The sequence below is a fragment of the Borreliella americana genome (genome assembly GCF_021043605.1).
Taxonomy (GTDB): domain Bacteria; phylum Spirochaetota; class Spirochaetia; order Borreliales; family Borreliaceae; genus Borreliella; species Borreliella americana.
The window spans coordinates 1-16,698 of the sequence record NZ_JAJNFB010000004.1; the positions used below are offsets into that span (position 1 = coordinate 1).

General features: G+C 28.6%; 9 protein-coding genes. 6 read left to right on the forward strand and 3 right to left on the reverse strand.

Translation table 11 applies throughout. From position 1 onward, the window contains the following. The first annotated feature begins 100 nt into the window (after positions 1–100). The 6 genes from LRB30_RS01755 (at position 101) to trxB (ending at position 12,881) form a co-directional block, all read left to right on the forward strand. On the forward strand, positions 101–1,360 hold the full coding sequence (locus LRB30_RS01755) for a hypothetical protein (protein WP_231014028.1): 1,260 nt from the start codon (positions 101–103) through the stop codon (positions 1,358–1,360). Then, on the forward strand, positions 1,357–2,049 hold the full coding sequence (locus tag LRB30_RS01760; protein ID WP_231014027.1) for an HAD family hydrolase: 693 nt from the start codon (positions 1,357–1,359) through the stop codon (positions 2,047–2,049). The genes LRB30_RS01755 and LRB30_RS01760 overlap by 4 nt, the downstream gene beginning before the upstream one ends. A gap of 19 nt (positions 2,050–2,068) precedes the next feature. Then, positions 2,069–8,569 (forward strand): SpiroCoCo family coiled-coil protein, encoded by a 6,501-nt coding sequence (locus LRB30_RS01765; RefSeq protein ID WP_231018722.1) that lies wholly within the window; start codon positions 2,069–2,071, stop codon positions 8,567–8,569. 11 nt (positions 8,570–8,580) lie between these two features. Further along, entirely contained in the window at positions 8,581–10,152 is a 1,572-nt protein-coding gene (gene pheS, locus LRB30_RS01770) for a phenylalanine--tRNA ligase subunit alpha (RefSeq protein WP_231014024.1), read from the forward strand. Further along, positions 10,130–11,830, forward strand: a complete 1,701-nt coding sequence (pheT, locus tag LRB30_RS01775; RefSeq protein ID WP_231014021.1) for a phenylalanine--tRNA ligase subunit beta — start codon at positions 10,130–10,132, stop codon at positions 11,828–11,830. Before pheS ends, pheT begins: the two co-directional genes overlap by 23 nt. A gap of 70 nt (positions 11,831–11,900) precedes the next feature. Then, positions 11,901–12,881 (forward strand): thioredoxin-disulfide reductase, encoded by a 981-nt coding sequence (gene trxB / locus LRB30_RS01780; RefSeq protein ID WP_231014019.1) that lies wholly within the window; start codon positions 11,901–11,903, stop codon positions 12,879–12,881. 55 nt (positions 12,882–12,936) lie between these two features. Here trxB and rlmB read toward each other — a convergent pair whose 3' ends face one another. From rlmB to dnaK, 3 genes are read right to left on the reverse strand one after another with little or no spacing between them, the layout of a single operon-like run. After that, positions 12,937–13,677 carry a 23S rRNA (guanosine(2251)-2'-O)-methyltransferase RlmB gene (rlmB, locus tag LRB30_RS01785; protein WP_231014017.1) on the reverse strand — a complete coding sequence of 247 codons (741 nt, stop codon included), beginning with the start codon at positions 13,675–13,677 and terminating at the stop codon, positions 12,937–12,939. A 1-nt stretch (position 13,678) separates the two neighbouring features. Further along, positions 13,679–14,773: a molecular chaperone DnaJ gene (gene dnaJ, locus LRB30_RS01790; RefSeq protein WP_231014016.1), complete on the reverse strand. Its 1,095-nt coding sequence runs from the start codon at positions 14,771–14,773 to the stop codon at positions 13,679–13,681. Then, positions 14,773–16,680, reverse strand: coding sequence for a molecular chaperone DnaK (dnaK, locus tag LRB30_RS01795; RefSeq protein WP_231014015.1), 1,908 nt, complete (start codon positions 16,678–16,680; stop codon positions 14,773–14,775). Before dnaK ends, dnaJ begins: the two co-directional genes overlap by 1 nt. Positions 16,681–16,698: the final 18 nt, after the last annotated feature.

Consider the following 16,698-nt stretch of genomic DNA (forward strand, 5'->3'; position numbering starts at 1 on the left):
CAAATTCTTACTATAATTATTTAATAAATAATTTGCGTAAAGTTGGATATAAAAATATTCCAATTTTAGTAGAATTAAAGGAAAAAATAAGAGATTTAAAGTGAGATATATATTTTTATTCTTAATATTTAAGAGTCTAAATCTTTTTGCTCTTGAAAGTTTTTTTTATGATTTTGATGTAAGGACTAAATATTCAAAATATTTTAATTCAAGTTATTTGCAAAAAAAAATAAATCCAATAAAACATTTTATTACAGAAGATTATTATATTGAAGTTTCAAGTGAAGTTTCTTCTGAGTATGTTTATTATTCTTTTTTTAATAAAAAAAAGAATGTAGGCTATATTTTTCCAGGATCTTATGTGATTAAAGTGGGTAAAGAGGGTATTGAGCAAATAAAAATATTTTTTATAAACAGAGGGGATACGTTTATTAGAATAAAGTCTGCAAAATTTTCTTCTAGTGCTGATTTTTATTTAATAAATACTTTAATTTATAAAGATATTAAATTGCCGTTTAAGATTGAAGAAATTGCAGCAATTTCTCTTGCCAATATAATAAATTATATTGGCAAGGTTATTGATTTTAGATATTTTATTCCCGAATATTTTGATATTTATAAAAATATTTCTAATATGGTAATTAGTTTAAGAAAATTTCTTACATCTTTTCCCATTGTCGAAGTTGTTGATGGTGCAATGGATGAGTATGGCAAAATGGTGCATATAGAAACTGGGTTGTTGCAAAAAGATCCTGTGGGTTTTAATTGTTCAGGATTTGTTAAATGGGTGGCCGATTCGATTTATAAATCAATTACAGGACGACTTTTAAAAATTGATGATCTTAAGCTTAGACATATTGGTGTTAGAGGTAGTGGTTTTACTAGAAGTCAAGAATTTAATAAGGATCCTTTTTTTGGTCTTGATTGGATTCGTAATATTGCTTATAGAATAAATAATATTAATTTAGATTTAAATTTATCTAAAATCAAGGAAAATGATGTCAATAATATTAAGTTTTTTGATTATATTGACAATCGTGGTTATAAAATTGAAAATTTAGAGTTTTTATTATATAGTTTGGCTTTAGATGAGCCTGGATATATTTATTTAGGATCTATTAGCACGGGTGTTAACAATTTATCAAGCATGGTGCTTCATAAGCATGTTGTTTTGTTTCTCCCATTTCTTGATGAAAATAGGATTTTTAGGGTTTCTGTTAATGAGGTTAATTCTGAAACTTCAATCAAGTCTCTCCAGAAAAGATATCCAAAATCTTATATTCATTTGGTTAGAGTTAAGGTTCCTGGAAATTTACCAATAGTGCCTATACCCATAAAGGCAAATAATCAATCATCATGATTAAAGCTGTAGTATTTGATTTAGATGGTACTTTGTATCCTGAGGCAGATAGAAATAAATTAATGTTTTTTGAATTTTTAACCAATGTTAAGTTTTTTTTAGCTTTTAAACAGATTAGGAAAAAAATACGAATTTTACAAAGCAATCAATTTTTACCCTCAAATAGGGATGAACTCTTTTCTCTCCAGGTTAAAATGCTTTCTGAGCATTTAAATCTTGATGAGAATCGGTGTGCTTTTTTATTAAATAAAATATATTATAGTCAGAGTTTTAGTGATAAGTTTAAAAAACTTAAGCCATATCTTGGAGTTCAAGATTTAATCTATTGGCTTAAATTTAAGGGAATAAAATTGGGTGTAATGTCAGATTTTCCTATTTTAGGTCGTGTCAAAAATCTATTAGGCATTAATGACAGTTTTTGGGATATTCTTTATTCCTCAGAAGATACTGGATATTTAAAGCCCCATAAAGCACCTTTTTTAAAGGTTATTGAGGATTTGAATTTAAGTAGCAATAATATTTTGTATGTAGGGAATTCTTATGAATATGACATTTTAGGTGCTAGAAATGTTTCAATGAAAGCGGCTTTTTTTTCAAAAAAGAATATAAATATAAATTACAAGGGGACGATTGATTTTATTTTTCATGATTATAAAGACTTAAGAGAATATATACGTTTGAATATATAGAATATGGGTAAAATATTTTATGATAGATTTTGCGACTATTTTAGTTAATCTTTTTTTGGTTTCAATAGTTTTATTTGTTTATAGACAATATGATAAGCGTTCTAGAGCATTAGATAAAATTAAAAAGTTCGTTGATCTTACAAAGGTTAATCTTGAAGATTTTATTGAAGATAAGACAAAAGAGATTAATGATCTTGCTGTTGATATGGAGGCTTATCAAAGATCTAGTATAGAAATAATAAAAAAGATTGAAGAAGTTCAGCAAAAGATTAAAAATAAAAGCAATGATTTTGCAGAGGTTGAAAAAAAGATAGCCTATCATGATTCTATGCTTAAGGATCTTGATGAAATGACTTTTAAAGTTCAAGAGAATATACAAAGATTGCAAGTTGATGGGAAAATAGTAGATAAACTTTCAAAAACTTTAAAAGGATTTAATACTCAAATTGATTCGGTTGAATCAAATTTGAATTCAGTGTTAGAAAAATTTGACAAGACTAATAAAGAAAATCTCGAGTCTATTAAAATTGCTAGTTGGGAAAAGTTTGATACTAATATTAAGGAACTTGTTTTTAAAATGGATAATTTGAATAAAGAGATTAGTCTTTATGAAAAAGATTTAGCAAACATTGAAGAGAGAAAAAATGACATTTTAGTTAAGGGTAATGAGAAATTAGATTTAGAATTCAACGATTTTCTTGAAAAGGTCGAATTTAATATTGGCAAATATAGCAAAGAAATTGAAAGTTCTTTTAATTTTTATGAAAACAAATATAAGTTAATAGAAAATTCTATAGAACTTATTATGGAGAGTGTAAAGAATAAAATTAATGAAAAAGAAGATTTTATTTTAAATAGGCTAAATGAAGAATTACAAAATAAATTTAAGGATATCTTTGCATATGTTGATGATCGTTCTAAGGAAATTAAAGATAAGCTTGAGAATAAATTGGTTTTGGTGGACAATGAAATTTCTTCTATGAGTTCTTCTTTCAAAGATGATGTTTATTCAAGAATTAATTCGCTTGAGGAGGCAATGCGAATAGAGATGGGAAAGTATGAGGAGCAAGTTGATGATGTTTTTGATAAATTTAGATCTCAAGTGGAGTTGAATCTTAAAAATATTTATGAGGATTATGAAGATAAAATAAGTCAAGTTGATAATAACATTAGGGAAAGGGTAGAGCTTAGTTTGTTAGATTTGAATTCTAAAATGGAAAGTGTTCGGGTAGGTGTTATTGATTTAATAAAGAGGCTTGAAGATGATTCTAATGGAATATATCTTGAATTTAAAGGCAAATTTGGGGCAGATATTGAAGTATTTAGTGAAAGTTTTAAGGGCGATATTAATCAGCTTAAAATGCAGTTAGAATCTCAACTCTTAGATGTTGATTCAAATATTCAAGACAAGCTTATTAAGCTTAATGATAATTTGATTTCTAATTTTGAAGAAATTAATGGTAGGTTTAATAATAATTATTCAAGTTTAATTGATAGTATAAATGCTAAGTATACAACTCTTTTTGAATCTTTGGATTCTAGTAGCTCTAAATTTGAAGATAAAATGGAATCTAAATACAAGAGCGTTACAGATAAATTAACGGCAGAAATGAATGAGTTTTCTTTAATTTATGGCGAGAAATTTAAGACACTCTCTCAAGAGGCGATCAACAGTTATCAAGAATTTCAAGATTTAAACAAAAAATTAGAAAATGAAATTGAATCTTTTAATAATATGTTTGAAAAAACCCAGGAGACTTTAAAGGAAGATTTTAATGCCAGTTTAATTAATATTAAAGATGAAATTAGCAAAAATATAGTGGAGTTTAAGGATCGTTATTACAATGAGGTCAATGTTTTTGTTACTCAACTAGAAGAAAGTAAGCTTCAATATTCAAAGTGGCAAGGTGAAATGGATTCTAATTTAAAAAATATTGAATCTCAAATAAATAAAACAAATGAAGAATTTTTAAGTTTGATTCAGATTCAAAAAGAAAAAGGAATAGAGCTTAGTGAGAGCGTTTTTAATGATCTTTCAGATCATATTCAAAAAAAAGCTATTGATATGCATGGCAGTTGGAAAGATGAACTTATTTCTTTAAATAAATCTTTGCTTGATATTAAGATTTCTAGTGAAGAGCTACTTTCATCTGCTACTTTAAAAATAGAAAATTTAGAAAAAGATGTTAATGACAGAATGGAATATGTTTTATTAAAAACAGGCGATATTGAGAGTTTAGTGATAGAAAAATACAAAGAATTAAAAGATATGTCATATTCACAAAGTGATGAGGCTATATTAGGAATTAAAGAGTTTATTAATAGGCAAACAGAAATAATTAAAGATAAAAGCGTATTTATGCTTGAAGATTTGAATAAAAAATTTGATGATAAAAATAATCTTGTCATAAGCAAGATTGAAGAATGTGATTATAAATTAAAAGATTTCAAGATTGAATCAGAAGATATTTTAAATAATTTTAAGTCTGATCTTAATGAATTTATTGAATCAAAACTACAAATTGTCTCTAATATAAAATCGGACAATCAAAAGCAAATTGATGATTTTTTAGATAGAATTTCTAAAGATATTTTAAACAGGAAGGATTCAATTAACAATGAAGTAGATAGTAAGCTTAGTGATTGGCAAAGTAAATTAAATGAAATAACCGTTAAAATTGAAAATTTATTGTCTTCAGGTAAAGTTGATCTGGATTTAATAGATTCTGAGGTTACTACAAAAATTAAAGAGCTTAAGTTTTCTATAGAAAGTCTTGAGAGTTATTACCTTGAGAAAATAGATGAGTTTAGAAATCAAGGCGCTATATATTCTGATGAGCTTTTGCAAGACATAATGAACCATTTTAATAAAGAGACTAGAGAACTTGAAGAAAATTTATCAAAGAAATTTGTTTCAGTTTTAAATAATTCAGAGGAATTTGTTAAAGAGGTTGATAGTTTGTTGCAAGATAAAAGAACCGACATTGCTTCTTTTCAAGCCAATATAGATATTACCCTTGATTCTCTTAGTGTAAAGTTTAACGATATAAACAAAGAAATTAATGGAAAATACAATGAAGTGATATCTAATTATAGGGGGTATTCAGAGAATATTTCTAGTAAACTTGAAAACGAAATAATGCATGAGATTGAAAATCTAAGTAGAAGATTGACAGATAGAATAGACAGTCTTAGTAAAGGTATGGATGAAAATCTTCAAAAACTTAAGGAATCTTTTGATGTGTCAAAATATCAAGTTGAAAAATTTGAATTGAAAGTTAAAGATTTAACAGATGATGGAGAAGCAAAAATTAACGAGCTTATTAAAGAGATCGAACAGTATTATAAATCTAGATTAGAAGAAGCAATTGATTATAGAAGAATGATTGATAGTGATATTATGCAAGCAAAAGAGAGATTTGGGGAGATAACAAATGAGCTTAAAAATAATATTGAAAATAAGTCTGAGTTTTTGAACGATCTTTATAAGGAGAGATTTAAACTTATTGAGAGTAATTTTGAAGAGAGATATTCTACATTTTTAATTGAAAGTGAGGGAGCTATTTCAAAAATTAGAGATGAAATCTATAAAACACTTACAAGCAATGATGAAAATTTGCAAATTAAGATTTCTGAAATGGATCATAATTTTGAGATAATAGAGCAAAGATCAAAAGATATTTTAGAATTTGAAAAAGAATTGCAAGATAAAATTAAAAATTGTTACGGCGTTATAAATTCTCAATTTGGAGAGATTAAAGCAAATGTTGAAGAGAATATAAAAAATCATTTTGAGGCTTGTATAAAAAAGGCAAACACCTTGATTGATGATGACATTTTAAAGTATGAAAATGAAATTCAAAAGAGAATTGATTCTTTAAAATCGATTGAGAGTGCTTTTGATAGCATAGAAAAAAATTTGAATGATAAAGTGAGTGGGTGTGTTGATAAAATAACCAATGATTTTAATCTTAAGTACATTGAACTTGAAGAGAGGTGTAATGAAGGTCAATTAAATTTAGAGAATAAAATTGACAACAAAATTAAAGCCATTGATAATTTAGCTTTAAGTCAATATGATGGGCTTGAGAAAAAGTATACCGATATGTACGATGAGTTTTCAGAGAGATTAGATTCTTATATTGCAACTTTAAGTGAAGAGTTTAAGAGTTCTAATAAAGAGATGATTTTTGAACTTGAATCTCAACTGAAAAATCTTAAAAATCTTGAATCTGATTTAAATAATATTGAAAAGGATGTTATTAGATTAAAAGAAGAGTCTTATCATAATGTTTCATCACATCTTAAACTATTAGAAGAAGACTTTTTTAAAGATTTAAAAATTAGAGGTGAAGAGCTTAAATATTCTTTGGAAAACTTTATTGCCTCATATAATGATAAAATTCAAAATTTAGAATATGATTTGTCTAAAAATTTGGAAGACAAATCAGAACTTATTCAAAGTTTTCGATTAGATATTGAACAGAAAATGAAAGATGATAAAGAGAATTTTTATTTGGATTTTACTAAAGAATTTTCTTCTAAAAAAAAAGATATGCAGAGTGAGATAGCTTTAATGGAAACCAATATTACAGGGAAAGTAGATGAGTTTGTTGATTTTGTAAATAATAAGCAAAGTATTATTGATTCTTGGTTTTTGAATATTAAAGATGATGTAAAAAATTGGCAAGAAAAATCTTATAGCACAATAGAGAAGAGAATAAATCTTGCTGAGCTTGGAATTAAATCATTTGAGGATGATATTTTTAATGTTAAGATTGGTTTAGAATCTTTTAAAGATGGTTTTGAGATTAAGGCTGAAGAGATTTTTAGCAATTTGCAAAACGAGGCTAAAAAAATTGAACAATCGGTTCATCTTGATTTTAAAAATATTGGTGAGTCATTAAATCTTAAGGTTTTAGATCTTGAAAAATTTGTTGATTTTAAAGTAGAAAAGATAGATGAAAAGGTTAATAAGAAAACCGAGGACATTTTAATTCAAGCAGAAGTTAAATTTTTAACTCAGCAAAAGGATCTTGAAGATAAGATTTTTGAGCTTAATCAGAAATTAGAGCATGAATTTACAACTTTGTCTTCTAATCTTGATAAAGTAAGGCGAGAAATAGTTGATGTAATTTCTAGTGATAAAGAAAGTTTTGAAGGGCAAATTGAATTAATGAATAAAAATATTTCAGAATTTTCTGAAAGAATTAATTTATACAGAAATAATATTGAGACATCAATTGAGAATGAATATAATTCGTTTTCTAAGTCTATAAAATCGGATTTTGATTTACTTGAGGATGAGCTTAAAAAAAGTTTAAAACATTCAACATCAGAGATTGAAACCATAAAGAGTGGCTTGCAAGAACAAATTGATAAATTTGAGGTTGAATTTAAGAAAAATCATAAAGAATTATTAAAAGAAGTTGATACCAATATTTTAGAACTTGAATCTAAAATATTAAATTGTGATATTCAATTTAATAAATTTATTAGTGAGATTAAAGAGAATTTAATTGAATATAAATCTGATTTGAGAGCAGAATTTGAATCCAGTTATGATAGAATAAATTTCCAAATTGAGAATCAAATTGAAAATTTTAAAAAATTGGATGCTGAGCTTGAAAAAAATAATTCAATATTTCTGGAGGCTTATTCTCTTAAGGACAAGTTGGAAAAATTATGGAAAACTTTAAAAAATGAAATAGATCTTGCTCAGGAATATAAAAATAATTTTGAAAACGTTAACGAAGAATTCTATAATATTCAAAAAGAAACAGTAGGCATTATTGAAACTTTTAATGAGTTAAAGTTAGAACAAGAATCAATTAAATCTATTAAGAATGATTTTAATAGATTTTTTGAATTTTACTCTTCATTTGATAGTAGATATAAGAGTTTAATTGAATCTTATGATGAAATGCAAATTTATAAAGCTAAAATAAAAGAGATAGCTGGCGAGCAGAGAACTATTCTTGATAATTATGAAAGAATTAGCAATAAAGAGAGTATATTAAAGAGTACTATAGAGTCTATTGATAAAAATTTTGATTTAATAAATGAAGTGGAGAAAAGATTTAATAATTTAAGCAAAGAGAGCGCTAAGTTTCAAGACAATCTCAAGGATATGGAAAATGTTGTTTCAAGCCTCTTATTAAACAAAGGGCTATCAGAAGAAGTGTTGATTAATGCTCAGAATTTAAAGGAAATGCTATTAGATATTGAAAATAAGTTGAAAAATACTTTGATTATGAGAGAGAAGGTGGTGAAATCTGAGACAAGGTTGGAGAATTTAAATATTGCAGCAGAAGAGAGAATAAAAACTCTTGGCATTCTTGTTAAAACTGATTCTAAATATCAAGATAATGTTGGTCTTAATAATGAAACTGTTAGGAATTCTGTAATAAAATTAATGAGGCAGGGATGGAGTGCTGAAGAAATTTCTAGAGCTACCAAATTGTCTATTGGGGAAGTTGAGCTTATTTTAGAGCTTGGTATAAGCAATAAGGATGATTAAAGGTTATATTTATGAAGTTAGATTTAAATTTAATAAAAACATTGCATCCTCTTGAGATTAAAGTAATTGTAAACAATAAAGAAGAGGATGATATTTCTGCTTCAATTATTATTGAAAAATTGGGGTTTAATGAGGGTCAAGCAAATAAAACAATTGAATGGTTAAATTCTAAAGGGATTATTGAAGAGATTTATAGAAAATTAAATGTATTTTATAAAGCAACAGAAAGGGGTCTTGGTGCTTTAAGAGATGGATTTATTGAAGAAAAAATAATAAATCTAGTATCTCAAAAGGCAGTGCTTGCTTCAAATTTAGCCTTAGAGCTTGGTATTGATGTTAAGGAAGTGAGAAAAGCCTTTGGTAATTTATTAAAAGAGGGCATTCTTTCTCTTGATTTAAATAAACAGATTATTGTAAATTGTTTAGACGGCATAGAGGCTAATTATAATAAAATACGTGTTTTGTTAAAAAGAGCAAAAAGTAGCGATCTTCTTAGAGAAAGTTTGACAACCGAAGAGCTTTTATTAATATCAAATTTTGCTAAGAAAAAAGGATCAGATTCTGTATTTTTTAAAATAATAGAAAAACTTAATTTAAAGTTTAGATTATCTAGTTTTGGATTAGAAGTTAAAGATTTTTTAATGAAAAGCAAATTAACTGGAGATGAGCTTACTAAGCTTACTTCCGAAATTTTAAAAAATAAAACATATGAGAATAAAAAATTTAGAGCTTACAATATTCATATTCCACCAGCTAGAACTTTTATTGGGCGTACCAATTCTTATTTAGATTATATTTTAAAAATCAAAGACAAATTAGTAGGTCTTGGTTTTCAAGAGTTTGATGGTCCTTTGGTAGAAACAGAATTTTTTAACAACGATGCTCTTTTTATGCCCCAATTTCATCCTTCTCGTGATATTAAGGATGTTTATTACATTTCAGATCCCAGTATGCAAGAATCTTTACCCGAACCTTATTTTTCTAATGTAAAATTAGCCCACGAAACAGGATATTCAACAGGTTCAAGGGGCTGGAGATATAGTTTTAGCGAAGATCTTTCTAAGAGATTGGTTTTAATAACCCATGGTACCGTTCTTTCTGCAAAACAATTAATTAATGCCAAGAGCCCCGGCAGATATTTTGGAGTTATTAGATGTTTTAGATATGATCAGGTAGATGCAACTCACGGAGTGGATTTTTATCAAACTGAAGGGATTGTTATTGAGGATAATGCTAGCATTAAAACTTTACTGGGCCTTCTTGAAATTTTTGCCAAAGAACTTGCGGGTGCTACAGAAGTTAAATATGTCCCTGCATATTTCCCCTTTACTGAACCTTCGATTGAAATACATGTAAAACATCCTGTTCTTGGCTGGTTTGAACTTGGAGGAAGTGGAATTTTTAGGCCGGAAGTTACAAAGCCTTTGGGTATTGATCTGCCCGTTATTGCTTGGGGGATTGGAATAGATAGAATGGCTTTAATGCACTTAGGTCTAAATGATTTGAGAGATCTATTTACTTATGATATTGGTGATGTTGTTTTAAGACGAGGAAAGATAGATGCCAAAGGTAGAAATTTATAAAAATCTTTTTTTAGATAAAATAGGAAAAAATTTTACAAATTTAGAGATTTCAGAATTACTTGAACCATTTAAGGCAGAATTTGATGGGTTTGATGAAAATTCAGGAAAAATTAAAATAGAATTTAATGATACAAATAGGCCAGATTTGTGGTCTTATTTAGGACTTGCTCGTCAGATAAAAACGTATTTTTTTGGAGAAATGCCTTATTATGATTTTTTTTCAAAAAAGGGAGATTTTAAAAGGTTTTACGGTGAAATTTTAGTGGATGGCAAAATGTCTCAAATCAGACCGTTTATTTTTGGATTTTTAGCAAAAGGATTAATTATTGATGATAGAATGCTTGAAACATTAATTCAATTTCAAGAAAAACTTTGTCAAAATTATGGACAAAAGAGAAGAAGAATTGCAATGGGGATGTATAATTCCAATTTTATTAAATTTCCAATAAGTTATGTTGCTGCATCTCCTAATCATAAGTTTGTTCCTTTGGGAATGGATTGTGAGCTTTCTCTTTTGGAAATAAATGAAAAACATCCCAAAGGATTGGAATATTCACATATTATTAAAAATTTTGATAAGTATCCGTTATTATTAGATGATAATGATAACGTAGTCTCTTATCCTCCAATAATTAATTCTAACAATATTGGATCTTTAAAAGTTGGCGATACTGATTTGTTTGTTGAGGTTACAGGTATTGATTTTGAAGCAACTTTGTTGGCGTTATCTATAGCAGCCTGTGATTTTTATGATATGGGTTTTGAAATTTTGCCCGTAAAAACTGTGTTTAGAGAGCCTTTTGGTTTAGATTTTAAAGAATTAGTATGTCCTTATTATTTTCAAGAAGAAGTGGAGTTTAATGTTAAAAATATTAATAGACTGTTGGGAAGCAATTTAACATTAGAGCGTATTTGCCTTAATTTAAAAAAAATGGGAGTAAATGTTTATTCTAGAGATTTAAAAAACTATATTATTCCACCTTTCTATAGAAACGACTTTCTTCATGAGGTTGATGTAATTGAAGATGTAATGATAGGTGAAGGTCTTTCAAGTTTTAATCCAGAACTTCCCAAGGCTTTTGCAGTGGGAAGGCTTAGTCCTTTAGAAGAGTTTTTAAGAAATGTTAGAAATTTAATGGTGGGTATGGGATTTCAAGAGATGATTTATAATTATATGGGCTCTAAGAAAGATTTTATTGACAGAATGAATATTGATGATCAAAATTTTTTAAAAGTATCTAATCCAATGACAGAGAATTATGAATATATTAGGGCGTCAATAATTCCTAATTTATTAAAATCAGAAAGCGTTAGTTCTAATTTTCCTTATCCACATAAAATTTTTGAAGTTGGCAAGGTGGCTTTAAAGAATCCAAACATTATTGAAGGAACAAGTACTTTTACTAATTTAGCTTTTTTAATGTCTGGCAAAGAAATTTCTTTTAATGAAATTAATTCAATTGTTGCAACGCTTTTTTATTATTTAAATATTGAGATTGATTTAATAGAATCAAAAACCACTTTTTATATTAATGGTAGGGGAGCGGATATTTTAATTGAGGGCTTTAATATAGGGAGTTTTGGCGAAATTTCACCATATGTTTTAAATAATTTTGGTATTTTTATTCCGTGCTCTGTTTTTGAGATTAATATAACCAAACTTATGAGTCGATCTTAAGCATTGAATATTAATTTTAGCAACGTTAAGATTAATATTCAAATTTTTAAGAGAGGCTTGAAGTTTAGATATGTTAGAATTTGAAACTATTGATATAAATCTAATCAAAAAGGAAAATCTATCTCAAAAAGAGGTAGATTTTATTGAAGATGTAATAATTGTAGGATCTGGCCCGGCTGGACTAACAGCTGGGATTTATTCTGTTATGAGTAATTATAAGGCTACTATTTTGGAAGGCCCTGAACCTGGGGGGCAACTTACTACAACCACAGAAGTTTACAATTATCCTGGCTTTAAAAATGGAATAAGCGGTAGAGATTTGATGTTAAATATGAGGGAACAAGTAGTAAATCTTGGGGCTAAAACTTTTCCCGAAACCGTTTTTTCTATAAAAAGAAAGGGTAGTATTTTTTACCTTTATACAGAAAATTATATTTATAAAAGTAAAGCTGTTATTATCGCTGTGGGATCAAAACCCAAAAAACTTGAAACTCTTAAAAATTCGGGTTTATTTTGGAATAAAGGTATTTCGGTTTGTGCTATTTGTGATGGACATCTTTTTAAAGGGAAAAGGGTTGCAGTAATTGGTGGAGGCAACACCGCCCTTTCAGAATCAATTTATTTAAGTAAATTAGCAGACAAGGTTTATCTTATCGTAAGAAAAGATAATCTTAGAGCTATTGCTATGTTAAGAGATAGTGTTGCAAAGTTACCTAATATTGAAATTTTATACAATTCAGAAGCTATAGAAGTAGATGGTAAATCTTTTGTTTCTTCGGTTAAGATTTTAAATAAAAAAAATAATGTTGTTTATAAATTAGAAGTGAGTGCTGTATTTATGGCTGTTGGCTATAAGCCTAATACAGAATTTTTAAAGGGATTTTTGGATTTAGATGAAGAAGGATTTATCGTTACTAAAGATGTTGTTAAAACAAGTGTTGATGGTGTTTTTTCGTGTGGAGATGTTAGCAATAAGCTTTATGCTCAAGCCATTACCGCTGCTGCTGAGGGATTTATTGCATCTGTTGAGTTGGGAAATTTTTTAAAATAGTTTTTATTAAGATGTTTTTTGATTTTTAAATGAAGTTTTTATTTAATTTAATGCTTTAGAGTAGATTTAATTGCCTTTTGATTTCAAAGATTAAAATGCCTGTAGATACAGAAACATTAAGTGAGTCTATTTTTCCGCTAGTTGGTATCCTTATTAAAAAATCAGAATTTTCTTTTATTAGCTTATGTACACCTTTTCCTTCATTTCCTAAAATAAGTGCAATTTTTTTGTCGCTTATTTTGATTTTATTTATATCTTCTCCTTTAATATCGCTAGTGTATATCCAAAAGCCATAGTTTTTTAAAATATTTATTGTGTTGTTTATGTTTGTCACTTTTATTTTTTTTACATATTGGCTTGCACCAGAGCTAGTGCGCAAAACCGTTGAATTGTCTTTTGCGCTACGTTTTTGAGTAGTAATTACAAGATCTATACTAAATTGTTCTGCTGTTCTAAGGATTGCTCCAAAGTTTTGGGGATCTTCTATTTCATCTAGAAGTAAAATGAAAGCATTTTCTTTTTTTTTAAATGTTTCTAGCAAGTTTTCAAAATCTTTAGTTTGAGTTTTTACATTTTTATTTTTTTCAAGTTTTAATTTTAATGCAAATCCTCTGTGGTCTTTGCTTTTAAGAATTTTGTCAAGTTCATTTGTACTTATTCTTGTTGTTTTTATATTTTGTATTTTAGCCAATTTTTCAATTTCTTTAGTTTTTGAACTTTTTTTTGATATATAAAGTTCAAATCCTTTATTATTTTTTATGCTTTCAATTATTGAATTGGCATGAGTTATGTACATGTTATACTTTGAGTAAATCTATTTCATTATCATCTTTCAATTCTTTGCCCAAGTCTTCAAAAAGTTTAATAGCATTAGAATTTAAATTTTTAGGCGTTTTTATTTTGGTGATTAATATTAAATTCCCAAACTTTTCGGTTTGAAGAATTGGCATTCCTGCGTTTTTAATTAGAATTTGTTCTTCATTGTTTATTCCTTTTGGAATTTGTATTTTAATCTCTTTTGAAGCGATTGTTTTTATTTTTACTTCTTTTCCAAGCGCTGCTTGAGTAAAGCTTATTGGAAGCATTGCATAGAGATCTTTACTGTTTCTTTTAAATATTTTATGAGATCTTATCAATATTTTTACATAAAGATCGCCATATTCTTGATTATCTGGATTAACATTTCCCTTGCCTTTCATTTTTATTTGTTGGTTATTATCAATACCTGGGGGAATGTTTAATTGAATAGTTTCTTGCTTTGCAAGGCTTCCTTTTCCTTTGCAGGATTTGCAAGGGCTTGGTATTATTTTGCCCTCGCCGTAACATTTAGAACATGTTGTTGTAACTCTGAAAAATCCTCCGCCTTGTACCACTCTTCCGCTGCCGTTACACATGTTACATATCGAAGGGCTTGTGCCTTTTTCAGATTTTTTCCCGAGACAAGAATCACAAAGCATTTGTCTTGTTATGTTTATATTATTTTTGTAACCAAAGTATGCATTTTCAAGAGATATTTCTATGTTATATCCTAAGTCTTCACCTTTTGCATGTTTTCTATTTTTTTCTTGTCCTTTGTTTCCAGTGAAAAATGAATCAAAAATATCGCCAAAATCTTCAAAGATGTCTGAAAATCCACTAAATCCACCTGAAAATCCTTCAAATCCCCCTCCTTCAAAAGCGGAATGTCCAAATCTGTCGTATTTAGCTTTTTTATTATCATCTATTAAAATTTCGTAAGCTTGAGTAGCTTCTTTAAAGATAGTGGCAGCCTCTTCATTTCCTTGATTTCTGTCTGGGTGATATTTAATTGCTATTTTTCTATAAGCTTTTTTTATCTCATCTTTTGAGGCTCCTTTTGAGAGCCCCAAAATTTCATAATAATCTTTTTTCACTATTTTTTATCCTCGTCAACAACCTCATAATCAGCCTCTTTACCCTCTCCGCTTGTATTGCTTTGTGGGCCATTTTCTTGTGGGCTGCTTGCATTTTGCTGTGAAGAATCTTTATACATCATCTCAGCTATTTTGTAAGAAGCTTTTTGAAGTTCTTCTGTTCTAGATTTTATAAGTGAAATGTCTTCTTTTTCAAGACTTTCTTTTAATTCTTTTATTTTACTTTCAATAGCTTCTTTGTCTTCGCTTGGAATTTTTTCAGAATATTCTTTTAATGATTTTTCTGTTTGATAAATTAAAGAATTAGCTGTATTTTTTGCCTCAATATTTTCTTTTAATTTTTTATCTTCTTCCGCATGAGCTTCTGCATCTTTTATCATTCGATCTATTTCTGATTCAGAGAGCCCTGATGATGATTCAATTCTAATTTTTTGTTCTTTGCCTGTTCCCATATCTTTTGCAGACACGTGAACTATTCCATTAGCATCAATATCAAAGCTAACTTCAATTTGAGGGACTCCTCTTGGTGCTGCTGGTATTCCATCAAGTATAAAATTACCAAGTATTCTATTTTGTGCTGCCATTTCACGTTCACCTTGAAGGACTTTAATATCAACAGAGGTTTGATTGTCAGCGGCTGTTGAGAATACTTGACTTTTTTTTGTAGGAATTGTGGTGTTTCGTTCAATAAGTTTGGTCATAACACCCCCCAGCGTTTCTATTCCTAGTGAGAGTGGAGTAACGTCAAGGAGTACCATGTCTTTAGTTTCTCCTGTTAAAATGCCACCTTGAATAGCAGCTCCAATTGCTACAGCTTCATCTGGATTTACTCCTTTGTTAGGATCTTGTCCAAATATATCTTTTACAATTTTTTGAATAGCAGGAATTCTTGTTGATCCACCTACAAGTATTACTTCATTGATATCAGAAGCTTTAAGTCCTGCATCTTTAATAGCTTTAAGGCAGGGTTCTTTTGTTTTTTGAACCAAATGGTCTACCATTTGTTCGAATTTTGCTCTTGTTAGAGTATATTGTAAGTGTTTTGGACCATTTGCATCTGCTGTAATAAATGGAAGATTTATTGAAGCTTCTTGAGCGCCGGAAAGTTCTATTTTAGCTTTTTCAGCAGCCTCTTTGAGTCTTTGAAGAGCCATTTTGTCGTTTGACAAATCAATAGCGCTTTCTTTTTTGAATTCTGAAATTAAATGCTTTATTATCTCGTCGTCAAAATTGTCACCACCAAGATGTGTGTCTCCGTTGGTTGACTTTACTTCAAAAACACCATCTCCAAGTTCCAATATTGAAATATCAAATGTTCCTCCACCAAGATCGTAAACAGCAACGATCTCTTCATGTTTTTTTTCAATTCCATAAGCAAGAGCAGCAGCAGTTGGCTCGTTAACAATCCTTTTTACTTCAAGACCCGCTATTTTTCCAGCATCTTTTGTGGCTTGTCTTTGAGCATCATTAAAGTAAGCAGGAACTGTGATAACAGCCTCTGTAACTTTTTCACCTAAATAAGCTTCTGCTGTTTCTTTCATTTTTGTAAGAGTTGCTGCTGAGATCTCAGGCGGTGACATTTGCTTTTTTATATTAGAAATGTTTACTCGCGCATCACCATTTAGTCCTTTTTCTATTTTATAAGGAACCATTTTTATTTCGCTTGCAACCTCTTCAAACCTTCTTCCCATAAATCTTTTAATAGAATAAATTGTGTTTTCAGGGTTTGTAACCATTTGGTTTTTTGCAACTTGCCCCACAAGTCTTTCGCCTTTATTTGTGTAAGCAACAATAGATGGAGTAGTTCTTCCCCCTTCTGAATTTTGTATTACAACTGGTTTTCCATGCTCCATTATAGCTACGCATGAGTTTGTTGTTCCTAGGTCAATACCTATTATTTTGCCCATATTATAAACCTCCTTTTT

Bases quoted from the DNA above. Each gene is read 5' to 3' on its own strand.
- LRB30_RS01760 (WP_231014027.1), top strand. From the start codon at position 1,357: ATGATTAAAGCTGTAGTATTTGATTTAGATGGTACTTTGTATCCTGAG.
- dnaK (WP_231014015.1), bottom strand. From the start codon at position 16,680: ATGGGCAAAATAATAGGTATTGACCTAGGAACAACAAACTCATGCGTA.
- pheS (WP_231014024.1), top strand. From the start codon at position 8,581: ATGAAGTTAGATTTAAATTTAATAAAAACATTGCATCCTCTTGAGATT.
- LRB30_RS01765 (WP_231018722.1), top strand. From the start codon at position 2,069: ATGATAGATTTTGCGACTATTTTAGTTAATCTTTTTTTGGTTTCAATA.
- trxB (WP_231014019.1), top strand. From the start codon at position 11,901: ATGTTAGAATTTGAAACTATTGATATAAATCTAATCAAAAAGGAAAAT.
- rlmB (WP_231014017.1), bottom strand. From the start codon at position 13,677: ATGTACATAACTCATGCCAATTCAATAATTGAAAGCATAAAAAATAAT.
- pheT (WP_231014021.1), top strand. From the start codon at position 10,130: ATGCCAAAGGTAGAAATTTATAAAAATCTTTTTTTAGATAAAATAGGA.